The 21,707-nt window shown below is 61.2% G+C and carries 17 protein-coding genes and 1 pseudogene; 7 read left to right on the top strand and 11 right to left on the bottom strand.

The genetic code is table 11. The features are described from left to right. Positions 1 to 2,658 carry an aminopeptidase N gene (gene pepN, locus ACKJSM_RS24605; RefSeq protein ID WP_410239138.1) on the top strand — a complete coding sequence of 886 codons (2,658 nt, stop codon included), beginning with the start codon at positions 1 to 3 and terminating at the stop codon, positions 2,656 to 2,658. A 66-nt stretch (positions 2,659 to 2,724) separates the two neighbouring features. Here pepN and katG read toward each other — a convergent pair whose 3' ends face one another. Then, positions 2,725 to 4,992, bottom strand: a complete 2,268-nt coding sequence (gene katG / locus ACKJSM_RS24600; protein WP_410239137.1) for a catalase/peroxidase HPI — start codon at positions 4,990 to 4,992, stop codon at positions 2,725 to 2,727. A gap of 326 nt (positions 4,993 to 5,318) precedes the next feature. Here katG and ACKJSM_RS24595 point away from each other — a divergent pair, with 326 nt between their 5' ends. After that, complete coding sequence (locus ACKJSM_RS24595; RefSeq protein WP_410239136.1) at positions 5,319 to 7,355, top strand: TonB-dependent receptor; 2,037 nt, start codon at positions 5,319 to 5,321, stop codon at positions 7,353 to 7,355. Between the two features lie 49 nt (positions 7,356 to 7,404). On the opposite strand, the gene ACKJSM_RS24590 is transcribed toward ACKJSM_RS24595, so the two are convergent. Beyond that, entirely contained in the window at positions 7,405 to 9,615 is a 2,211-nt protein-coding gene (locus ACKJSM_RS24590; RefSeq protein ID WP_410239135.1) for an LTA synthase family protein, read from the bottom strand. A gap of 367 nt (positions 9,616 to 9,982) precedes the next feature. Here ACKJSM_RS24590 and ACKJSM_RS24585 point away from each other — a divergent pair. Together ACKJSM_RS24585 and ACKJSM_RS24580 are read left to right on the top strand one after the other, a co-directional pair. After that, positions 9,983 to 10,789: pseudogene (locus ACKJSM_RS24585) on the top strand (ABC transporter substrate-binding protein); the annotation flags it as partial. A gap of 100 nt (positions 10,790 to 10,889) precedes the next feature. Continuing rightward, entirely contained in the window at positions 10,890 to 11,435 is a 546-nt protein-coding gene (locus tag ACKJSM_RS24580) for a hypothetical protein (protein WP_410239134.1), read from the top strand. 40 nt (positions 11,436 to 11,475) lie between these two features. Here ACKJSM_RS24580 and ACKJSM_RS24575 read toward each other — a convergent pair whose 3' ends face one another. Together ACKJSM_RS24575 and ACKJSM_RS24570 are read right to left on the bottom strand one after the other, a co-directional pair. Next, a complete protein-coding gene (locus ACKJSM_RS24575; protein WP_375746789.1) occupies positions 11,476 to 11,673 on the bottom strand; it encodes a helix-turn-helix transcriptional regulator in 198 nt (65 codons plus the stop codon). Further along, a complete protein-coding gene (locus tag ACKJSM_RS24570) occupies positions 11,670 to 12,044 on the bottom strand; it encodes a hypothetical protein (protein WP_096820558.1) in 375 nt (124 codons plus the stop codon). Before ACKJSM_RS24570 ends, ACKJSM_RS24575 begins: the two co-directional genes overlap by 4 nt. A gap of 274 nt (positions 12,045 to 12,318) precedes the next feature. Between ACKJSM_RS24570 and ACKJSM_RS24565 the strand changes: the two genes are divergently transcribed. After that, positions 12,319 to 12,735, top strand: coding sequence for an organic hydroperoxide resistance protein (locus ACKJSM_RS24565; RefSeq protein WP_236182834.1), 417 nt, complete (start codon positions 12,319 to 12,321; stop codon positions 12,733 to 12,735). 51 nt (positions 12,736 to 12,786) lie between these two features. Here the strand turns inward: ACKJSM_RS24565 and ACKJSM_RS24560 are convergent, their stop codons facing one another. Further along, positions 12,787 to 13,263, bottom strand: a complete 477-nt coding sequence (locus ACKJSM_RS24560; RefSeq protein WP_410239133.1) for a copper chaperone PCu(A)C — start codon at positions 13,261 to 13,263, stop codon at positions 12,787 to 12,789. Then, complete coding sequence (locus ACKJSM_RS24555) at positions 13,263 to 13,868, bottom strand: SCO family protein (protein ID WP_039770777.1); 606 nt, start codon at positions 13,866 to 13,868, stop codon at positions 13,263 to 13,265. Before ACKJSM_RS24555 ends, ACKJSM_RS24560 begins: the two co-directional genes overlap by 1 nt. A 311-nt stretch (positions 13,869 to 14,179) precedes the next feature. Between ACKJSM_RS24555 and ACKJSM_RS24550 the strand changes: the two genes are divergently transcribed. After that, positions 14,180 to 14,395, top strand: a complete 216-nt coding sequence (locus tag ACKJSM_RS24550; protein WP_236182836.1) for a hypothetical protein — start codon at positions 14,180 to 14,182, stop codon at positions 14,393 to 14,395. A gap of 144 nt (positions 14,396 to 14,539) precedes the next feature. Here ACKJSM_RS24550 and glcF read toward each other — a convergent pair whose 3' ends face one another. The 5 genes from glcF to ACKJSM_RS24525 form a co-directional block, all read right to left on the bottom strand. Continuing rightward, entirely contained in the window at positions 14,540 to 15,766 is a 1,227-nt protein-coding gene (gene glcF, locus ACKJSM_RS24545; protein ID WP_410239132.1) for a glycolate oxidase subunit GlcF, read from the bottom strand. Between the two features lie 3 nt (positions 15,767 to 15,769). After that, positions 15,770 to 16,834, bottom strand: a complete 1,065-nt coding sequence (gene glcE, locus ACKJSM_RS24540; protein ID WP_410239131.1) for a glycolate oxidase subunit GlcE — start codon at positions 16,832 to 16,834, stop codon at positions 15,770 to 15,772. Beyond that, entirely contained in the window at positions 16,834 to 18,333 is a 1,500-nt protein-coding gene (glcD, locus tag ACKJSM_RS24535; protein ID WP_410239130.1) for a glycolate oxidase subunit GlcD, read from the bottom strand. Before glcD ends, glcE begins: the two co-directional genes overlap by 1 nt. Positions 18,334 to 18,502: 169 nt before the next feature. Then, complete coding sequence (gene yghU, locus ACKJSM_RS24530; RefSeq protein ID WP_236182841.1) at positions 18,503 to 19,342, bottom strand: glutathione-dependent disulfide-bond oxidoreductase; 840 nt, start codon at positions 19,340 to 19,342, stop codon at positions 18,503 to 18,505. 233 nt (positions 19,343 to 19,575) lie between these two features. Continuing rightward, positions 19,576 to 20,412 carry a helix-turn-helix transcriptional regulator gene (locus ACKJSM_RS24525; protein WP_410239129.1) on the bottom strand — a complete coding sequence of 279 codons (837 nt, stop codon included), beginning with the start codon at positions 20,410 to 20,412 and terminating at the stop codon, positions 19,576 to 19,578. Between the two features lie 103 nt (positions 20,413 to 20,515). Between ACKJSM_RS24525 and ACKJSM_RS24520 the strand changes: the two genes are divergently transcribed. Beyond that, the gene (locus ACKJSM_RS24520; RefSeq protein WP_236182844.1) at positions 20,516 to 21,472 is read left to right on the top strand and encodes a threonine dehydratase; all 957 of its coding nucleotides are present in this window, start codon (positions 20,516 to 20,518) and stop codon (positions 21,470 to 21,472) included. Positions 21,473 to 21,707 lie beyond the last annotated feature (235 nt).

Genomic DNA, 21,707 nt, shown 5'->3' with positions numbered 1-21,707 from the left:
ATGCGCACCGAACAACCGAAGATGATTTACCTGAAGGACTATCAGGCGCCCGAGTACCTGATCGACGAAACACACCTGACCTTCGAGTTGTTCGAGGACCACAGTCTGGTCCACGCGCAACTGGTGATGCGCCGCAACCCGGCCCGTGGCCCGGGCCTGCCGCCGCTGGTGCTCGATGGCCAGCAGTTGGAGCTGCTTTCGGTGACCCTGGCCGACCAGGAACTGAGCGCCGCCGACTACCAGCTGACGGAGAATCACCTGACCCTGCAACCGGCCAGCGAAACCTTCACGGTCGACACCAGCGTCAAGATTCATCCGGAAACCAACACCGCGCTGGAAGGCCTGTACAAGTCCGGCACGATGTTCTGCACCCAGTGCGAGGCCGAAGGCTTTCGCAAGATCACCTATTACCTCGACCGCCCGGACGTGATGAGCAAGTTCACCACCACCGTGGTCGCCGAGCAGCACAGCTATCCGGTGCTGCTGTCCAACGGCAACCCGATCGCCAGCGGCCCCGGCGAAGACGGCCGGCACTGGGCGACCTGGGAAGACCCGTTCATGAAGCCGGCGTACCTGTTCGCGCTGGTGGCCGGTGACTTGTGGTGCGTTGAAGACTCCTTCACCACCATGACCAACCGCAATGTGGCGCTGCGCATCTACGTCGAGCCGGAAAACATCGACAAGTGCCAGCACGCCATGAACAGCCTGAAGAAATCGATGCGCTGGGACGAAGAGGTCTATGGTCGCGAGTACGATCTGGACATCTTCATGATCGTTGCCGTGAACGACTTCAACATGGGTGCGATGGAGAACAAGGGCCTCAACATCTTCAACTCCAGCGCCGTGCTGGCCCGCGCCGAAACCGCCACCGACGCCGCGCACCAGCGGGTCGAAGCGATCGTCGCCCACGAGTACTTCCACAACTGGTCGGGCAACCGCGTGACCTGCCGCGACTGGTTCCAGCTGTCGCTCAAGGAAGGCTTCACGGTGTTCCGCGATGCCGGTTTCTCCGCTGACATGAACTCGGCCACGGTCAAGCGCATTCAAGACGTGGCGTACCTGCGTACCCACCAGTTCGCCGAAGATGCCGGTCCCATGGCCCACGCCGTGCGCCCGGACAGCTTCATCGAGATTTCCAACTTCTACACCCTGACCGTGTACGAAAAGGGCTCGGAAGTGGTCGGCATGATCCACACCCTGTTGGGCGCCGAAGGCTTCCGCAAGGGCAGCGACCTGTACTTCGAACGCCATGACGGTCAGGCCGTGACCTGCGATGACTTCATCAAGGCCATGGAAGATGCCAACGGCGTCGACCTGACCCAGTTCAAGCGCTGGTACAGTCAGGCCGGCACGCCGCGTCTGGCGGTGAGCGAGTCTTACGACGCCGCTGCGAAAACCTACAGCCTGACCTTCCGCCAGAGCTGCCCGGAAACTCCGGACAAGGTTGAAAAGCTGCCATTCGTGATCCCGGTGGAACTGGGCCTGCTCGACAGCCAAGGCAACGAAATCGCCCTGCGTCTGGCCGGTGAAAGCGCAGCTCAAGGCACCACTCGAGTGATCTCGGTAACCGAAGCCGAGCAGACCTTTACCTTCGTCGACATCGCCGAACAGCCGCTGCCGTCCTTGCTGCGCGGCTTCTCGGCGCCGGTGAAACTGAGCTTCCCGTACAACCGCGATCAGCTGATGTTCCTGATGCAGCACGACACCGACGGTTTCAATCGTTGGGATGCCGGCCAGCAACTGTCGGTGCAGGTGCTGCAAGAGTTGATCGGCCAGCAGCAGAAGGGCGAAAGCCTGGTGCTCGATCCGCGTCTGGTTTCGGCCCTGCGCACTGTGCTGTCGGACGAGACGCTGGATCAGGCGATGGTCGCGGAAATGCTCTCGCTGCCAAGTGAGGCGTACCTGACCGAAATCAGCGAAATCGCTGACGTGGACGCGATCCACACCGCCCGCGAGTTCGCCCGTCAGCAACTGGCGGACAACCTGTTCGAGGCGCTGTGGCTGCGTTATCAGGCCAACCGCGACCTGTCGAAGCAAACCCCGTACGTGGCCGAAGCCGAGCACTTCGCCCGTCGCGCGTTGCAGAACATCGCGCTGTCGTACCTGATGCTCAGCGGCAAGCCGCAAGTGCTGGCGGCAACGCTGGAACAGTTCGACACCTGCGACAACATGACCGAGCGCCTGACCGCGCTGGCGGTGCTGGTCAACTCGCCGTTCGACGAGCAGAAAGCCAAGGCTCTGGCCAGTTTCGCCGAGCACTTCAAGGACAATCCGCTGGTCATGGATCAGTGGTTCAGCGTGCAGGCCGGCAGCACCTTGCCGGGCGGACTGGAGCGCGTGAAAGCGCTGATGCAGCACCCGGCGTTCAACATCAAGAACCCGAACAAGGTGCGTGCCCTGGTCGGCGCCTTTGCCGGGCAGAACCTGATCAACTTCCACGCGGCGGATGGCTCGGGCTATCGTTTCCTCGCGGATCTGGTGATCGAGCTGAACGGCTTCAACCCGCAGATTGCTTCGCGCCAACTGGCGCCGCTGACCCGCTGGCGCAAGTACGACAGCGCTCGTCAGGCGCTGATGAAGGCGGAGCTGGAGCGGATTCTCGCGTCCGGTCAGTTGTCCAGCGATGTGTATGAAGTGGTCAGCAAAAGCCTTGCCTGACGCTGTTTCAGGGCAATAGAAAACGCCGCTCGATGAGCGGCGTTTTTGTGGGGGGATGAAAAAGGCTTATTGGCGCAGATCAAACCGGTCCAGATCCATCACCTTCGCCCACGCCGCAACGAAGTCGTTGACGAACTGTTCCTTCGCATCGGAGCTGGCATACACCTCGGCCAGCGCCCGTAGTACCGCGTTGGAGCCGAACACCAGATCGACCCGGGTCGCCGTCCATTTCACGCTGCCGGTTTTACGGTCGCGACCTTCGAACTCGGTCTTGGACGTTGGTTTCCATTCCACGCCCATGTCCAGCAGGTTGCGGAAGAAGTCGTTGGTCAGGGTGCCGGGTTTGTCGGTGAATACCCCGTGTCGGGTTTTGCCGACGTTGGTGTCCAGCACACGCAGGCCGCCGATCAGTACGGTCATTTCCGGGGCGGAAAGGGTCAGCAGTTGCGCCTTGTCGATCAGTAACGCTTCGGCCGGCACGCGGTACGTGTTGGCGGCGTAATTGCGGAAGCCGTCGGTGTGCGGCTCGAGGAAGCCAAACGATTCGACGTCGGTTTGCTCCTGAGTTGCATCGGTGCGCCCCGGATTGAACGGAACGGTCACTGTGTGCCCGGCATTTTGCGCCGCTTGCTCGACCCCGGCATTACCGGCCAGCACGATCAGATCCGCCAGCGAGACTTGCTTGCCTGTCGCACCGGCGTTGAACTCGTTCTGAATGCCTTCAAGAACTTTCAGCACCTTGTCCAGTTGCTCAGGCTGGTTGGCCTGCCAGAATTTCTGCGGCGCCAGACGCAGACGCCCGCCATTGGCGCCGCCGCGCTTGTCCGAACCCCGGAAGGTCGATGCGGCCGCCCAGGCGGTGGAGACCAGTTCCGAGACGGACAGCCCGGACGCCAGCACTTTTCCTTTCAGCGCCCTGATATCGCTGTCGTCCACCAGTGGATGTGTGACCTCGGGAATCGGGTCTTGCCAGAGCAATTCTTCCTGGGGCAATTCCGGGCCGAGGTAGCGTGACAACGGGCCCATGTCGCGGTGGATCAGCTTGTACCAGGCCCGAGCGAAGGCATCGGCCAGTTGATCGGGATTGGCCAGGAAGCGCCGCGAAATCTTCTCGTAGGCCGGGTCGAAACGCAGGGCCAGGTCGGAGGTGAGCATGGTCGGGTCGATGCGTTTGTTCGGGTCGTGGGCGTGGGGAATGGTGCCGGCACCCGCGCCGTTTTTCGGTTTCCACTGATGGGCACCGGCCGGGCTCTTGGTCAGTTCCCATTCGAAGCCGAACAGATTTTCCAGATAGTTGTTGCTCCACTTCGTAGGAGTGGTGGTCCAGGTCACTTCCAGGCCGCTGGTGATGGTGTCGGCACCCTTGCCGGTGCCGAAGCTGTTTTTCCAGCCCAGGCCTTGTTCTTCGAGGCCGGCGGCTTCCGGTTCCGGGCCGACGTTATCGGCGGGGCCTGCGCCGTGAGTCTTGCCGAAGGCATGTCCACCGGCGATCAGGGCGACGGTTTCCTCGTCGTTCATGGCCATGCGGCCGAAGGTTTCGCGGATATCCTTGGCTGAGGCCACCGGGTCGGGATTGCCTTCGGGGCCTTCCGGGTTCACGTAGATCAGGCCCATCTGCACCGCGGCCAGCGGGTTCTCGAGATTGCGTTCGCCCTGATTGGTACGGCTTTCCTCATTGCCGTGCTCGGCGGGTTCGGCCACCAGGGTGCCGTCGCCCGGCGGCTGCATGGATTCCGGATCCTTGCCGTAGCGGTTATCGCCGCCCAGCCATTTGTTTTCCGAGCCCCAGTACACGTCTTCGTCCGGTTCCCAGACATCCGCGCGTCCGCCGGAGAAACCGAAGGTTTTGAAACCCATCGATTCCAGCGCGACGTTGCCGGTGAGCACGATCAGGTCGGCCCAGGAAATGTTGCGGCCGTATTTCTGTTTGATCGGCCACAGCAGGCGACGGGCCTTGTCGAGGCTGACGTTGTCCGGCCAGCTGTTGAGCGGGGCGAAGCGTTGCTGGCCGGAGCCTGCGCCACCACGGCCGTCAGCGGTGCGATAGGTGCCGGCGCTGTGCCAGGCCATGCGGATGAAGAGCGGGCCGTAGTGGCCGAAGTCCGCTGGCCACCACTCCTGGGAGTCGGTCATCAGCGCCGTCAGATCTTGTTTGAGGGCCTGGAAATCCAGGCTTTTGAAAGCCTTGGCGTAGTCGAAGTCCTTGCCCATCGGATCGGATGCGGGCGAGTGCTGACTCAGGATTTTCAGGTTCAGTTGATTCGGCCACCAATCGCGGTTCGTCGTGCCACCGCCGGCGGCGTGATTGAACGGGCATTTCGATTCATTTGCCATGTTCGGGTCCTTATCAGGTCTTCTGCGGCCGGCGCGTGCCGACTTCGGAATAGTAAGGCTAGACCCGACTTGGCGAGTCAGCTAATAGGCCGACTATTGGTGCCTGATAGGCGCAGTCTCTTACGCGAAGTGTTGGGTGCCGGCGCCGGGCAGGGCGCTGAAACGCCCGTGCTTGAGCGATGGTTTGCAATTTTGTGGAAGAAACGTGATGGTCATTAGAAATGTTATTGTATAACATAAAAATGATTTCATCTGATCGGTGCCGGTAATACACCCTGTGTAGCGCTGGCATCGATCCTCACTTTTCTGCCTGACGGATTCCTGAAATGCCTTCCCGTTTCCCCGCCTTCCAACCCCGCCTGACACTCATGGCCTCGGCGCTGCTGATCGCTTCGCCCGCATTTGCCGCCGACCCGCTGGAACTGCAACCGCAAGTCATCACCGGCAATCCGCTGGGCAGTCAGACCCTGGCCTCGCCCTCGACCGTGTTGAGCGGCGACAGCCTGACGCTGCAGCAAAAGGGCAGCCTCGGCGAAACCCTGAACAAGCAGCCGGGTGTGTCGTCGTCCTACTTCGGCCCGGGTGCCAGTCGCCCGATCATTCGCGGGCAGGACGGCGATCGCATCCGCATTCTGCGCAACGGTGTTGGCGCGCTGGACGCCTCGTCGCTGTCCTACGATCACGCGGTGCCGCTGGATCCGGTCAACGTCGAACGCATTGAAATCGTCCGTGGTCCGGCGGCCTTGCTGTACGGCGGCAGCGCCATCGGCGGGGTGGTCAACACCTTCGACAACCGCATCCCGACCGAAGCCATCGAAGGTATTCACGGTGCCGGCGAGTTGCGCTACGGCGGCGCCGACACCACCCGCAGCAGCGCTGGCAAGCTTGAAGCCGGTAACGGCCAGTTCGCCTTGCACCTGGACGCCAGCGCCCGTGAGTTCAATGACCTGAAGATTCCGGGCTACGCCAAAACCGGCCGTGAGCGGGCGAACGACGAAGGTGATTCGAAGAAGCATCGGCTGGCCAACAGCGACGGTCGCCAGGACGGCGGTGCGGTGGGCGGGTCGTACACCTGGGATGACGGGTACGCGGGGCTGTCGTACAGCAATTACGATTCCAACTACGGCTCGCCGGCCGAAGACGATGTGCGCATCCGCATGGAGCAGGAGCACTACGCGTTCGCCTCGGAAATCCGCAACCTCGACGGCCCGTTCAGCTCGATGAAGTTCGACGCTGGCTACACCGATTACCAGCACCGCGAAATCGAGGGCGGCGAGGTCGGCACCACGTTCAAGAACAAGGGCTACGAGGCGCGGGTTGAAGCCCGGCATCAGCCGCTGGGCCCGTTCAACGGGGTGATTGGCGCGCAGGTCAGTCGCAACGAGTTCTCGGCGCTGGGCGAGGAAGCGTTCGTGCCGCACACCGATACCGACGCCGGCGCACTGTTTATTCTCGAAGAGCTGCAAGCCACGGATCGTCTGCTGTTCACCCTCGGTGGACGCCTCGAGCACACCACGGTCGACCCGGACGCCAAAGGCAACGAGCGCTTCGCCAATGCCGATCGCTCCAGCAGCTTCACCGCTGGTAGCCTGTCATCCGGCGCGGTGTACACGCTGACGCCGGTCTGGTCGGTCGCCGCTACGCTGGGCTACACCGAACGGGCGCCGACGTTCTATGAGCTTTACGCCAACGGCACCCACGTCGCCACCGGCACTTATGAAGTCGGGGACGCGGGGCTGTCGAAAGAAAAAGCCGTCTCCAGTGACCTGGCGCTGCGTTTTGACAACGGCACCCACAAGGGCAGCGTCGGCGTCTTCTATAGCCATTTCTCCAACTACATCGGCCTGCTCGGGACCGGGCGCACGCTCAACGACGAAGGCGAGGAGGACGCCGACGGCATTCCTGAATACACCTACTCCGGCGTGCGGGCGCGCTTCAGTGGCATCGAAGCGCAGGATCGCTGGACCCTCGGCGAAAACGCCTACGGCAAGTTTGCGCTGGAGCTGTCGGGCGATTACACCCGGGCCAAGAACCTCGACAACGGCCAGGACTTGCCGCGCATCGCACCGCTGCGGTTGAACACGGGGTTGTTGTGGGAGCTGGATCGCTGGCAGGCGCGGATCGATGTGGAACACGCCAGTTCCCAGCATCGAGTGCCGGACAACGAAAGCAGCACCGACGGCTACACCACGCTGGGGGCCAATGTGGGTTATCACTTTGATGTTGGCCAGAGCAAATGGCTGGCCTTCGTCAATGCCGAGAACCTGACCAACCAGACCGTGCGTTACGCCAGCTCGATCCTGCGGGATATTGCGCCGGCACAAGGGCGCAGCATTCAGGTCGGACTGCGCACCACGTTCTGATCGCTGACGCCGGATGGACGCCAGCGTCGTTGCGACGCTGGCGTCGACCTCAACTCGATTGAGCGGTGTCTTCTTCCGGGATCTCGTCCAGCAGATCCTGTTGCCCCGGCAGTTCGGTGATCACGCTGAAGTCACTGACTTCCACCGCGCCCAGGCCGTACCCCAACAAGTGGAACGAGAACGCCTTGCGCGGTTGCGGGTTGTCGAAACTGAAATCCATCTCCAGCGGCTGATCCGCCGTGGCGACCATCTCGGTCGGCAGGCCCAGTTGCACGTCCTGTTCGAACTCCTTGGCCTTGAGCTGAATGTACGCCGCCTGCTGCGGATCGACCGAACGTACGGTCAGGCGTACGCGGGTGTGGGAGCCCTTGGGCATTTCCAGGTATTGCGCGCCGATCAGGTTGTCGGCCCAGTCGTCCTTGATCTGCGCCTGGAGCGGGATGACGTTGGTACTGCCGAACTGATAGCGCTGATTGAGCGGGGTACGCAGCAGCGACAGGTCCAGGGCCGAAGCGCGGGCGGCGATGTCCCGGGCATTCTGGCCGCTGGTGTTGCCCTTGAACGTGGCGCTTTCGGCGATGAATCCATTGCTGGCGTAATTGCGGCAGCGGCGTGGCATGTCGCACTCGGTCAGGAGGCCGCGACCGTCGTGATAGCGCAGCTTGCCGTTGGTGAATGACATGATTTCACGGCCCGAATCGTAATCGCGAAACAGCGAGCGACCGCTGAGGGCGGAGGGCACCGGAAAGTCGAAGTAATCCAGAATCGACGCGCTCAGATCGACGTGACCATAGACCCCGGCGTTCAGGCGCGGCAGTTGCGCCTGCTCCGGCGCGAGGGTCAGGTTGAAGCCCCACGACGACGCGAGGCGTACGCCGTCGATGCCGTGGGATTCGTCCGAGGTGATCACCACCAGCGTGTCTTTCAGCACGCCCTGGCGTTCGAGGCCGCTGAGAAACTGTTCCAGTGCATCGTCCAGATAGCCGACGGCGGCCTGCTTCGGCGTGTCGTAGCGTTGCAGGTAGTCCTCTGGCGCGGAGTAGGGCTGGTGGGTGCCGACGGTCAGCAGGGTCAGCATCCACGGCTGCTTCTGTTTTTTCAGTTCGCCGACGTATTTCAGCGCACCTTCGAAGAACGCCTTGTCGTCCTTGCCCCACGGGAATTCCAGGTAATTGGCGTTGGTGAACCATTCCAGGCCATGGGTCGCGTCAAAACCGATGTGCGGCATGATCTTGTCTTTGGCCATGAACCGCAGCCCTGCGCCTTGCAGGTAATGAGTGGCAAAACCGTGCTGGCGCAACTGGGCCGGCAGGCAGGCCTGATTGCGCTCGTGCTGGGTCAGCATTTCCACGCCTTTGGGCGTGCCGTTGTCGAGCTTGTCGTAATCGCCGCAGAGCATGGCGTACAGACCGCGAATGGTCTGGTGGGTGTGCAGCACGTAATCCGGGGTGTTCATGCCGCGCTCGGCCCAGCGACTGAGGTGGGGCATCAGGTCTTCCTGATAATGGCTGCCGATGGCCCGGCGATTGGCGGCGATGTAGGCGCCGGGAATGCCTTCGAGGGCGACGATCAGCACATTGCGCGCCTGGCCCTTGGCTGCCAGCAACGGACGCCCGTTCAGATCCAGATCGGTGAGACCGGCCATCGGTGGGGGAGCCACCGGAGTATCGCCTTCCAGCCATTCTTCAGCCTGCATCTGTGCGTCGGCGAACTGCGCGGCCAACAACTGATGCGGCAGGTTGTACAGGCGCCACGGATCGGCATCGCTCGGGTCCAGGTGTTGCGCGCCCCAGTACGCGGAGAACAGCAGCACCGGCGTCGCCCAGGCTGCACGGGGCAGAGCGGGGGCCGTCTTCGCGCGTCGAGTCCAGTGACTCAGCAGCCACAGGACCAGAGCCATCAGCAATGCAGCAGCCACGCCGGGATGGGCGAAGCCGCCGCCGGTGGAGTTTTCCACGAACTGCGGGTCGATCAGGTAATGCAGGTCTGCCACGGTCGGCAGGCGACCGACCGCGCTGACCAGTTCCGCAGTCGCCACCGCCAGCAATCCCCAAAACAGCAGCACCGGCAGCGCCAGCCACCAGGGACGGCGGTGCAACACCACCACCAGCAGACTGCCGATGGCCAGATCCGACAGATAGCCGAACAGGCTCGACCAGCCGAGTGCCGTCCGCAGACAGACCGGCACGATCAGTACCAGAAAAACCAGAGAAAGAAGGCGGGCATCCAGGCGCCGAACCCGTTGAAAAAGAGCACTCACAAAAAAAGACCTTCCAGCCATTAAATCGTCATAAAAGTGTGGGCGATGATACCAAGCGTCGGCTGTCTGATCGCCTTTTTAAACGGTTGGGTCATCCGGTCCCGAAGAACGCTGTGATCCATCCGCAAGGGGCTGAACCTTGACCGGCGTACTTCCTGGCGGTTTTCCGGCTTGAGGGAGGCGACGGTTTTATTGTTTCAGGCTGTTAAAACGACATTTGATCGCTCGTTTGGCATTGGCGTACCTGTGCGGTTTACAAAGCGGCAGGGCATCGGCGGGCAGCGGGTTTCATCAGCTGTGTTCGATGACGCGGGGGCGGACTTGCAGACGTTGCTGGAGGACTGGAATTCAGGTGATATCAATATGCAATATCGGTTCCGGCGCCACCGCGATGAACGAAGCGTTGCTCACCGGAGCGCTGGACGTGGTCTCGGCGGGCGTGCCGCCGATGCTTACCGTGTGGGATCGCACCAAAGGCAAGCAGAACGTCAAGGCCATCGCTTCGCTGGGCTCGATGCCCAACGACCTGTTGACCAATAACCCGAACGTGAAAACCCTCAAGGACTTCAGCGACAAGGATCGCATCGCCGTACCGGCGGCCGGTGTGGGCTTCCAGTCACGCACGTTGCAGATCGAAACGGCCAGGGAATTCGGCAACGACCAATACAAGAAATTCGACGATATCTCGGTCAGCCTGCCGCACCCGGATGCCACGGCCGCGTTGATTGCCAGCGGCTCGGAAATCAACACGCATTTCTCCAGCCCGCCGTTCCAGTATCAGGGGTTGCAGAATCCCAACGTGCATAAAGTGCTGAGTTCCTACGACGTGCTCGGCGGGCAGGCCACGTTCAACGTGCTCTACACCTCGGAAAAATTCCACGACGAAAACCCGAAAACCTACAAGGCGTTCTACGATGCGCTGGCCGAGGCTGAGCAGATTATCAAGGCCGACAAGCCTGCGGCGGCTCAGGCCTACATTCGGGTTGAACAGTCAAAGCTGCCGCTGGCGCTGGTCGAGAAAATCGTCATCGATCCGGAAATCGATTTCACCGTGGTGCCGCAACGCACCTTTATCTATGCAGAGAAATTGCAGCAACTGGGCGTGCTGAAGAACAAGGCGGACAACTGGAAGGTTTATTTCTTTGAAGAGGCGCATGGTGGGGCGCGGAGTTGAATCCCGGGGCGTTCTGGACAGCGTGGTGGCCTCTTAGTAGCATTTGCTGGCAGCGCGCTCTGACTCCATCGCGCAATGCTCTGAATCTACAAGGACGGCCATGCTCGATTTTCTGTACCGCAAAATGAATGTCGATTTTATTGTCTGGAGTGGCACGGTACGTAAAATCCAAAAGCTCACTGATGACGACGGGTATGTCGAAACGGTCGTGCGAATCGAAAACGATAATGGCGAGATCGAGGAAGTCGATGTTTCCGGCCTTGAGTTCGACCTGAAACGAAACCATCGCGTCAGCGTCTTCAATGCCACCACGGCGGCCATCGACTACAGCGTCTTTGCCTTGTTGCGTAATGACTGCTTGTCTCAGTCCGCATTGCTGGTTGATGGCGAATTCCTTTTCAAGGAGCTGGGTATAAAACTACCCAAGCTCACCATCTTCCTGATTTCGTTGGTGTATGGCGCGATCGCGACCTGGATCGCTGGAGAGGGTGGATTGATTTCCGCCATCGTCCTTTTCGGCGCTCTGCACATGGACGGAAGGCGACGTCGCAAGCTCTTCGCTGCCCGAATCGAGGCTCATTTACACAAACTCGATAAGCAGTATCAAAGTCATCGCATGGTCAAAAGAGCACTGGCGCGATCGTAATCTGCGCCGAGTGCGTCGATGCGGTGGGCGAAGGTGTTGCTTAACCCATACCATCATCAAAGATGTCTTCAATCGGCATCTCGAACGCCCGGGCAATCTGGAACGCCAGAGGCAGACTCGGATCGTAGCGTTCGTTTTCAATCGCATTGATGGTCTGGCGCGAAACGTTCAGACGTTCGGCCAGATCCACCTGGGACCATTTACGTTCGGCGCGCAGTTCCTTGAGGCGGTTCTTCATTGGTAGCGGCGCCGCGCGATGCGCAGGCCGATCATCCACATCGCGCCCATCACCGGCCAGACCCAAAGCCACGGGATGTGCGGGGCACCCACCGTTTCCAGAAAGCCGTAAGTGAAGGTCAGCAGGGCCGATGCGGCGAATGCAAAGCCGAGGGCTTCGAACTGGATACGCAGATACATTTCGTCGAGACGTCGCATGTCGCGTACGACTGTCCAGCAGAACAAGCCGACCGGAATCATCGGCATCAGGACGATGACGCCGCGCAGGTAAGCGTTGGCATCCGCCAGATAAATCAGCGCGAATTGCGATGCCAGCAGCACCACTGCGTACAGGACCATGGCCGCTGCCATCTCTCGGTTGAATCGGTTCATGTCTAAACTCCTATGTAAAAGACGCTTTACATATTCGTTGAAGCCTTTGCTGGTGTAAAGCGTGCTTTCCATGGAGTCGAGGTGTGGACGCTGGATTCCAGAAACGGCTTTTTGCTGAGGCCGTCGACGGTCTAAGTGCCCGCACGTCCGTCGGCCGGGTGACCGGCAAACCCGCGTCTATAGTGAGAGGGCTGTGTGAAACGGGTGGCGCACCTCAAGCTGCGACGGGAGGCGCCGAGTGGACAATCTGCTGTATTTCATTCAGGAGAACGCCATGAGTCAGATCGAAAAAGTCCTCTATACCGCGAAGACCCACACCACCGGTGGGCGTGACGGTGCATCGCGCAGTTCCGACGGGATCCTCGATGTAAAACTGTCGTCGCCCGGCTCCAGTGGCGGCGGGACCAATCCGGAACAATTGTTTGCGGCAGGCTGGTCGGCGTGTTTCATCGGCGCGATGAAAGCGGTGGCGGCGCAGGAGAAAATCAGTCTGCCCGCCGACGTGGCGGTGGATGCCGAGGTGGACCTGGGCACCAATGCGGGCGGGTATCTGCTACAGGCCCGACTCAATGTGAGTCTGCCGGGGATGGAGCGCGCAGCGGCGCAGAAACTGGTGGAAGCGGCGCATCAGGTGTGCCCGTACTCGAAGGCGACGCGCAATAACATCCAGGCTGAGGTGAAGCTGGTTTGAAACAGCGCCGGCCTGCCCGCATGGTGCGGGCAGGCCGGCTCGATCAGTCGATCAATGCATCTTGCTGTGATCGTGGCCTTCCATGGTCAGCGCCTTGACCGGCGCCTTTACTTCAACGGTTTCCTTTTCGCCCTTGGCGTTTTCGACGGTCAGGGTCAGCGGCACGCTGTCGCCTTCCTTCAACTGAGCGGTCAGGCCCATCAGCATCACGTGGTAGCCATTCGGATCGAAGTGAACGGCTTTGCCCGCCGGCAGGTCGACCGACTTCACCGGACCCATGCTCATCACGTCATTCTTCATGGTCATTTCGTGAATCTGCACGTCCTTGGCCGCCGGCGAGGCAACGCTGAGCAACTTGCTGTCGCTGTCGGCGGTAACGGTCATGAACGCGCCGCTGGCCGACTGGTTCGGCACGGTCGCGCGCACCCAGGCGTCGTCGACCTTGGTCTGCGCCGATGCCTGGAACGCCAGGCCCAGCAGGGACAGGCCCAGTGCGGCGCGTTTGATGTGGTTCAGAAAAGGGTTCATCAGCAGACCTCCATGACGGTAAGCAAATCTTCCGTGCACTCTTGTGCAGAAAGCGATTGAGACAGACCCACACGCAACGTGCCCCGGGTGTCGTAGACATAGCTGGTGGCGGTGTGGGAAAGGGTATAGGTGTCGCCGGCCGGGACTTTTTCGTAGAACACGTCGAATTCCTTGGCGGTGGCCTTGGTTTCTTCGAGGGTGCCGTACAGCGCGACGAAGCTTGGATCGAAGGTCTTGACGTAGGCGTCGAGGATTTCCGGTGTGTCGCGTTCCGGGTCGAGGGTGATGAACACCACTTGCAGGATGTCACCGTCCTTGCCCATCAGCTTCTTGATTTTTGCGGCGCGGGCCAGGGTCGTCGGGCAGATCGCCGGACACTGGGTGAACCCGAAGAAGATCATCGGCATCAGGCCGCGAAAGCTCGACAACGTCACGGTGTTGCCTTCGGTGTCCTTCAGTTTGAAGGTGCGTCCGAGGATCTTGTCGCTCAGATCCTTGCCGTACTTGTACGACAGTTCGCCGCGGGTGTCGCAGCCGGCGAGCAGGCCGAGACCGAGTACGCCCATTCCCGCAAGCACCTTGCGGCGAGTCAACAAAGCCGTCATTTCATACCGCCCTTTGGAGCCCGCCAGTCGGCAGGACAGGCGGGCGGGTTAACCGTAAAAGCGGCGCATGATACCAAAATGATCCGGCAGGTCGGTTTTTGATCACCTGTCAATGTCGGAACAGGCGACAAAAGGTGTAAGAAAACATGACTCAAGGTGCTGGCGGTGGCGACTCGACCGGGCTCCAGCCACCGCCCAGCGCGGTGTACAGGTTCACTTGTGCCACCCGGTCGGCTTCCATTCGTCGAGTGCGTAGAACGACGCAGAGGAATGACGGCTCTACCGGATGTCATCTTCGCGAGACATTCGAAATGTACGATCAGCGCAAGAAAGAGTCACTGTCGGCCTGGCGCAAGCTGGCGACACAACCGCAGGGACAGTTCGATCCGCAGGACCACTACGATGATTTGCTCAAGGGGGCCGACGACATGCTGGAACAGGGGCTCATCAGCAACACCGAGTGGCGACAGTTGGTGCGCGATGCGGGCAACATGTTTACCCGCAACGAGACGAGGGTGAGCGGATGAAGCGAAAACGGGCGCCGATTGACTTGTCAAAGGCGCCCCGTGGCCTGCAAGCGACGCGCGAAAGCCGCCTTGTCGAACATCACCGGTTGATGCAGGCTGCCGATCAGGCGTGTGCAGAGCCTGTCGACTTCCTGCAGGACCGCATCACCGACCGGGTGCCCCGGTGAGTCCCACCAGCTCGATCCAGTGCCTGACGGGCGTACGGCCGGCGCCGTCGAGGTGTATCTGGCAGCCGATGTTGGCGGTGACGATGATCTCGGGATGACCACTCTCCAGCGCATCGAGTTTGTTGTCGCGCAGTGACCTGGCCAGCGCCGGTTGGGTGATCGAGTAAGTACCCGCCGAGCCGCAGCACAGATGAGCGTCGGGGACGGCAGTCAGGTCGAAGCCCAGTCGTGTCAGCACCGACTCCACCGCACCGCCGAGTTTCTGCGCGTGTTGCAAGGTGCAGGGGCAATGGAAAGCCACACGTTGATTGGCGCGGATGCCGAAGGATTCGAGCGGCTCTTCGCGCAGCACCTCAACCAGATCTTTTGCCAGCGCGCTGACGGCTTTGGCCTTTTCGGCATAGGCCGGGTCCGCGCGAAGCAAATGCCCGTAATCCTTGATGAACGCCCCACAACCGCTGGCGGTCTGCACGATCGCCTCGGCACCCTGTTCGATGGCCGGCCACCACGCATCAATGTTGTGGCGGGCGCGCTCAAGGCCGGTGATCTGGGCGTCGAGGTGATAATCCACCGCGCCGCAACAGCCAGCCTCGCGGGCAGGAATCACGCTGATGCCCAGACGAGCCAGCACCCGCGCCGCTGCGGCATTGGTGTTGGGGGACAATCCCGGCTGCACGCAACCCTCGAGCATCAGCACTTGCCGCGCATGACGGATGGCGGGGCGCGGGGCAGGTAGCGCCACGTTGCGTGGCAGTTTGTCTTGCAGGGTATGGGGCAGTAGCGCCCGAAACGTCTGGCCGGCGTTGATCAGCCCTTTGAACAACCGTGGATCGGGCACGACGCGTCGAAGTCCTTCACGCAACAGACGCTGCCCGAGCGGCCGCGGGACGGCGGCGTCCACCACCGCCCGGCCGATGTCGAGCAGGTTGTGATAGTCCACGCCGGAAGGGCAGGTGGTTTCACAGTTGCGACACGACAGGCAGCGATCCAGATGCTGCTGGGTTTTTGCCGTGACTTCGTTGCCTTCGAGCACTTGCTTGATCAAGTAGATGCGCCCGCGCGGGCCGTCCAGTTCATCGCCGAGCAATTGATAAGTCGGGCAGGTCGCATTGCAGAATCCGCAATGCACGCACGTGCGCAGGATGCTTTCGGCCTCTTCGGCGCGGGGCAGTTGTCGGGCTTGCGGGCTGAGGGTGGTCTGCATGGCTCAAAGCTCCGCGTACAGACGCCCGGGGTTGAAAATGCCCCGGGGGTCGAGTTGTCGTTTGAGTTGGCGGTGATAGTGAAGCAGGGCGGGCGCCAGTGGCTGGAATGGCTGGTCGATCAGGCCGTGGCTGTAACAGGTCGCATGCCCGCCGACGTCGCCGACCGCTTTGCGAATGACCGCAGCTTCGGCCGTGGACTTGAGCCAGCGTTGCGCTCCGCCCCAGTCGAGCCACTGCTGGCCGGGCAGGTTCAGCGGCGGGGTGTTCAGCGGCACGGACAGGCGCCAGAGCGGTTGATCGTCATCGAAGAAGCCCAGGCGCTGCTCGTTGAGATCGGCCCAGAACGAACGGTCGATCAGCTCGCCACCCAGGCGATCATGGGCGGCCGCCACTGAGCCTTCGCCACCCTCAAGACGCAAGTGCAGTTGCCGGCCAGTGTGACACGCAGCACTGATCGGCAACGGCTGCTGGCCCCATTCGGCCAGACGCAGCAGGGCTTGTTCGCCGGTCATTTCCAGGCCGATGCTCTGGCACGCTCGCGGTTTGGGCAGCACCTTGAGCGAGACTTCGGTGATGACACCCAGCGAGCCATAACTGCCGGCCATCAGACGCGACAAGTCGTAGCCGGCGACGTTCTTCATGACTTCGCCGCCGAAGCGCAGGTGTTTGCCATGGCCGGTGATGATCCGCGTACCCAGCACGAAGTCGCGCACCGATCCCGACCAGGGCCGACGTGGCCCGGACAGGCCACTGGCGACCATGCCGCCGACCGTGGCATCGTCGGCGAAGGCCGGTGGTTCGCACGCCAGCATCTGTTGTGAGGCGTCCAGCACGGCCAACAGTTCTACCAGTGGAGTGCCGCAGCGCGCGGTGATCACCAGCTCTGTCGGGTCGTAGCTGACGATGCCCCGATGGGCGCGGGTGTCGAGAATTTCCCCACCGACGATGCGTCCGAGAAACGCCTTGCTGTTGGCTCCTTGAATGCGCAGCGGCGTGGCGTTTTCCAGTGCCCGGTTGACCTGTTCGAGCAGCGCGGCGCTGTCATCGAAATCCTTCGTTTCACCCATCAGAACCGCTCCAGCTCGGGGAAGGGCAATTGCCCGTGGTGCACGTGCAGGGCGCCGAATTCGGCGCAGCGATGCAGGGTCGGAATATTCTTGCCGGGGTTGAGCAAGCCGCCGGGATCGAACGCGGCCTTGACGGCATGGAACAGGGTCAGCTCATCGCTGTTGAACTGTGCGCACATCTGGTTGATTTTTTCCCGACCCACGCCATGTTCGCCGGTGATGCTGCCGCCGACCTTCACGCACAGCTCGAGGATCTTGCCGCCCAGCGCTTCGGCACGCTCCAGCTCGCCGGGTCGGTTGGCGTCGAACAGTATTAGCGGATGCATGTTGCCGTCGCCGGCATGGAATACGTTGGCGACCCGCAAGCCGTATTCGGCTGAAAGCTGTGCGATCGCATGCAGAACGCCGGGCAACTCGCGGCGCGGGATGGTGCCGTCCATGCAGTAATAGTCCGGCGACAACCGCCCCACGGCGGGGAAGGCATTCTTGCGCCCGGCCCAGAATCGCACGCGTTCGGCTTCGTCCCGGGCCTGACGCAGTTCGGTGGCGCCGGCGTGTTCGAGCACTTGTCGGACCCGCGCGCAGTCATCGTGCACATCGGCTTCAACGCCATCGAGCTCGCAGAGCAGAATCGCCTCAGCGTCCACCGGATAACCGGCGTGGATGAAGTCTTCGGCGGCGCGGATTGCCAGGTTGTCCATCATCTCCAGGCCACCGGGAATGATGCCGGCCGCGATGATGTCGGCCACTGCGCGGCCGGCCTTTTCCACGGAGTCGAACGCCGCCAGCAGCACTTTGGCCGTCTGCGGTTTGGGCAAGAGTTTGACCGTGACTTCGGTGATGACCCCGAGCAGGCCTTCGGAACCGGTGAACAGCGCCAGCAGGTCGAAACCGGGCGAATCCAGTGCCTGCGAGCCCAGCGTCAGGCGTTCGCCATCGACAGTGAGAATCTCGACCTCGAGCAGGTTGTGCACGGTCAGGCCGTACTTGAGGCAGTGCACGCCGCCGGCGTTCTCCGCCACGTTGCCGCCGATCGAGCAGGCGATTTGCGAGGAAGGGTCAGGCGCGTAATACAGCCCGAACGGCGCGGCAGCCTGGGAGATCGCCAGATTGCGCACGCCAGGCTGAACCCTTGCTGTACGGGCGGCGGGATCGATGTGCAGGACGTTGTTAAAACGCGCCATCACCAGCAACACGCCTTTCTCCAGCGGCAGGGCACCGCCGGACAAACCGGTCCCGGCGCCTCGGGCGACCACCGGCACCCGCCGTTCGTGGCAGATCCGCAACACACCCTGAACTTCATCGATGTGCCGTGGCAGCACCACCAGCAGCGGGGTGGTGCGGTAGGCCGAGAGGCCATCGCACTCGTACGGTTTCAATTCTTCGCACTGATGCAGCACTTCCAGGTCTGGCCACTGGTGCTGCAGGGCTTGCAGAAGCGCGGCCTTGTCAACGCCTGGCAAGGCGCCGTCGACCTGTTCGTCGTAAAGAATGTTCATGCGGGTGGACGACCCTCCGTTGTTGTTCGAGGTCGGGTGTCGCACTTGCATCATTGGGCCGCTGACACCTGGAAATAAAGCGTAGCGGTCCGTGGGGCGGTGGGAGCGATTTATCAGACACAGCGCCTGATGCCGAAGGCTACAGGCGCTGAATCGGATCAGGCCAATGTCAATCGAGATCGCTCGCCTGATGTCGCTCCGCAACCTGGCTCGCCTCATCGCCCCACGTCCGGTTGACGCGCTGGCCACGCATCACCGCAGGACGTTCGGCAATCTCTTGCGCCCAGCGCTGCACGTGGGTGTATTCATGGGCGGAAAGAAACTCGGCGGCGGAGTACACGTTGTCGCGCACCAGTTGTCCGTACCACGGCCAGACCGCGATGTCGGCGATGGTGTAGTCGTTGCCTGCAAGGTAGGGGCTTTCGCTCAGGCGGCGATCGAGTACATCCAGCTGACGCTTGGTTTCCATGGTGAATCGGTTGATCGGGTATTCAAGTTTTTCCGGCGCATACGCATAGAAGTGCCCGAAACCGCCGCCCAGGTAGGGCGCTGCACCCATTTGCCAGAACAGCCAATTCAGGGTTTCGGTGCGACCCGCCGGATCGGAGGGCAGGAAGGCGCCGAATTTTTGCGCCAGATACAGCAGGATCGATCCGGATTCGAACACGCGAATGCCCGGCTCCACGCTGCGGTCCACCAGCGCCGGAATTTTCGAGTTGGGGTTGATCCCGACAAAACCGCTGGAGAACTGGTCTCCTTCGTTGATGCGGATCAGCCAGGCATCGTATTCAGCGTCGGTGTAGCCAAGCGCCAGTAACTCTTCGAGCAGAATGGTTACCTTCACACCATTGGGCGTGGCCAGCGAGTAAAGCTGCAGCGGGTGCTTGCCGACGGGCAGTTCTTTTTCATGGGTCGGCCCGGCAATCGGGCGATTGATACTGGCGAACTGGCCACCGGAAGGTGCACTGTGTTTCCAGACCTTGGGTGGTACGTAAGACGGATTGCTCATGAAACGAACCTCTTCGGTTAATGGCTGGAATGTTGTGAGCCTGTGAGGGAGCAACGGGCTCCTGACTGAAAGGACACCATAGAAAGGCGTTTGAATGCCACTGGCGGGCGGATGAAAATTGCAGAGGCGAGGGGGCTCGTGCAGCCTGCATGAGTGGCGTGCAATCGGTAATGCAGAACACGGCCGATGGTTTGAGTAGGGTTCTCTGGATCAGGGGCAAGAGGGGACGTAAGTCATTGCATCGAATGCTGGTTGTCGGCATTGGCGCTTTGGTGCGTGGCTGTGCGCAATTGCGCCGGGCTTACGCCAATACGCTGTTTGAAAGCACTGGTCATGTGCGCCTGTGAGTTGAAGCCGCAGGCCAGGGCGACCTGCGACAAGGCCGTTTTTCCATCGCATATCATCGCCCGAGCCTTGGACAGGCGCCGGTCGATCAGATAGCTATGGGGGCTTTTGCCTGTGGCTTGTTTGAAGGCACGAGTGAAATAGCCTTCGGACAATTCGAGTAGTTGTGCCATCGACAGAACATCGAGCGGGCCGTTGAGACTTGCGTCAATGAACTCATCCAGCCGTCGCATTCGGCTGTCGGTGATCGAGCCGCAGGTCACTGGCACATCTTGAACTTCCGCTCGTTCAGCCAGCGCCATCGCCCAGGTTTCCCAGTCATCGTCCCATTTGGGCTGCAAGAGCGCGCTGCGCATTCGCTGGGCGAGGAGAATGGCTTGCGGGTCGATGCGATTGTTGAATGGCCGATCACCGGCCAGCGCAACACCTTTGGTACGGATTAATCGCAGGTATTCACCGCCCAAGGGGGACTCGGACAACACATCACAGCCGGCCGGGACGAACGCCAGGCCATTGGGCATCGCGTCGAAGGGACGTATCCGGTCAGTGCCGATGGCATGCAGCCCGCGTTGGCTGTCGAAGGCAAAGCCAATGGCTGACTGGGGCGCCACGTAGCGTGCCGAGTAAGCTGCGCCGGGCAGCAGCTCGATCGTCCACGAACCTGCCTGGATACGACGGACCGGTTCCGCAAGGGGTGTGGTGTGCTGACGGTTTCGATGGCTCATGGGCGTCATAGTAGTGAAGGGGTGGCATAAAAGTCAGGTCGGTTTTTTGAAAGCCGACGTGACGCCTGCGTGCCTAGACTGGGACAAAGCCAAGGAGACGCTCATGCATACACTCAGTCGCGATGATATCGAACACGCAGCCCGCCAGGTTTACCAGGTGATGCCGGCCACCGCCCAGTATCGCTGGCCTTTGCTGGCCGAGCGGTTGGGATGCACGGTTTGGGTCAAACACGAAAATCACACACCGACCGGAGCGTTCAAAGTGCGCGGTGGCATTACCTTCATGCACTGGCTGCGCCGTGAGCACCCGAATGTCAAAGGCATCGTTTCTGCAACGCGTGGCAATCATGGCCAAAGTCTTGCGCTGGCAGCCAGTGCAGTGGGGCTGAGGGCATTGATCGTGGTGCCGCAGGGCAACTCGCTGGAAAAGAACAACGCCATGCGCGGGTTTGGCGGTGAGGTGGTCGAGTTCGGGCGTGATTTCGATGAAGCTCGTGAGGAGGCGGCTCGTCTGGCGCATGAACATGACCTGTACCTGGTGCCGCCGTTCCATACCGAGCTGGTCAAGGGGGTTGCGACCTATGCGCTGGAACTGTTCAGTGCAGTGCCGGATCTGGACACCGTCTACGTTCCCATCGGCTGTGGTTCAGGGATCTGCGGCGTGATCGCTGCCCGTGATGCGTTGGGCCTGAGCACCGAGGTGGTGGGAGTGGTGTCCACGGAAGCGATGGCCGCCAAGCTGTCGTTCGAAGCAAAAGCGATCTGTGAAACTGCGTCAGCCAATACCTTTGCCGACGGCCTGGCCGTGCGCAAGCCGATTGCCGAGGCGTTCGACATCTATAAGGAGGGTGCGGCGAGGATTGTCTCGGTCAGCGAAAGCGAAATCGCCGAAGCCATGCGCGTGTATTACACCGATACCCATAACCTTGCTGAAGGCGCGGGCGCGTCCGCGCTGGCGGCGTTGATGCAGGAGCGTGAAGGGAGGGAGGGGGAAACGGTCGGCGTGATTCTGTCTGGGGGGAATGTTGATCGAGCGATCTATGCGGGGGTGATTGGGTGATTGCTTCTTTATATAGCCGGTACAGAGCTTGGTAGTTTTCGCAGGCGCGACCAAAAGAATTTTCACGCGGGGGTTGACCACCTGTTTTGATCCTGTATTATTCGCCTCCCGCTAGCGAGCAACTTGAGTTGCTTCTAGCGCAAGTGATTGAATTTAAATGAAAATAATCACTTGACAGCAAATGAGGCTGCTGTAGAATGCGCGCCTCGGTTGAGACGAAAGATCTTAACCAACC

Source organism: Pseudomonas sp. PHC1 (genome assembly GCF_046487845.1).
GTDB lineage: Bacteria > Pseudomonadota > Gammaproteobacteria > Pseudomonadales > Pseudomonadaceae > Aquipseudomonas > Aquipseudomonas sputi.
This window is presented reverse-complemented; position numbering and strand designations above follow the sequence as displayed.

Coding starts and splice junctions, on each gene's coding strand:
- glcE (WP_410239131.1), bottom strand. CDS start 16,834: ATGGGTGAAACGAAGGATTTCGATGACAGCGCCGCGCTGCTCGAACAG.
- ACKJSM_RS24525 (WP_410239129.1), bottom strand. CDS start 20,412: ATGAGCCATCGAAACCGTCAGCACACCACACCCCTTGCGGAACCGGTC.
- glcD (WP_410239130.1), bottom strand. CDS start 18,333: ATGAACATTCTTTACGACGAACAGGTCGACGGCGCCTTGCCAGGCGTT.
- ACKJSM_RS24520 (WP_236182844.1), top strand. CDS start 20,516: ATGCATACACTCAGTCGCGATGATATCGAACACGCAGCCCGCCAGGTT.
- ACKJSM_RS24570 (WP_096820558.1), bottom strand. CDS start 12,044: ATGAACCGATTCAACCGAGAGATGGCAGCGGCCATGGTCCTGTACGCA.
- glcF (WP_410239132.1), bottom strand. CDS start 15,766: ATGCAGACCACCCTCAGCCCGCAAGCCCGACAACTGCCCCGCGCCGAA.
- ACKJSM_RS24560 (WP_410239133.1), bottom strand. CDS start 13,263: ATGAACCCTTTTCTGAACCACATCAAACGCGCCGCACTGGGCCTGTCC.
- ACKJSM_RS24575 (WP_375746789.1), bottom strand. CDS start 11,673: ATGAAGAACCGCCTCAAGGAACTGCGCGCCGAACGTAAATGGTCCCAG.
- ACKJSM_RS24595 (WP_410239136.1), top strand. CDS start 5,319: ATGCCTTCCCGTTTCCCCGCCTTCCAACCCCGCCTGACACTCATGGCC.
- ACKJSM_RS24550 (WP_236182836.1), top strand. CDS start 14,180: ATGTACGATCAGCGCAAGAAAGAGTCACTGTCGGCCTGGCGCAAGCTG.
- katG (WP_410239137.1), bottom strand. CDS start 4,992: ATGGCAAATGAATCGAAATGCCCGTTCAATCACGCCGCCGGCGGTGGC.
- pepN (WP_410239138.1), top strand. CDS start 1: ATGCGCACCGAACAACCGAAGATGATTTACCTGAAGGACTATCAGGCG.
- ACKJSM_RS24565 (WP_236182834.1), top strand. CDS start 12,319: ATGAGTCAGATCGAAAAAGTCCTCTATACCGCGAAGACCCACACCACC.
- yghU (WP_236182841.1), bottom strand. CDS start 19,342: ATGAGCAATCCGTCTTACGTACCACCCAAGGTCTGGAAACACAGTGCA.
- ACKJSM_RS24555 (WP_039770777.1), bottom strand. CDS start 13,868: ATGACGGCTTTGTTGACTCGCCGCAAGGTGCTTGCGGGAATGGGCGTA.
- ACKJSM_RS24580 (WP_410239134.1), top strand. CDS start 10,890: ATGCTCGATTTTCTGTACCGCAAAATGAATGTCGATTTTATTGTCTGG.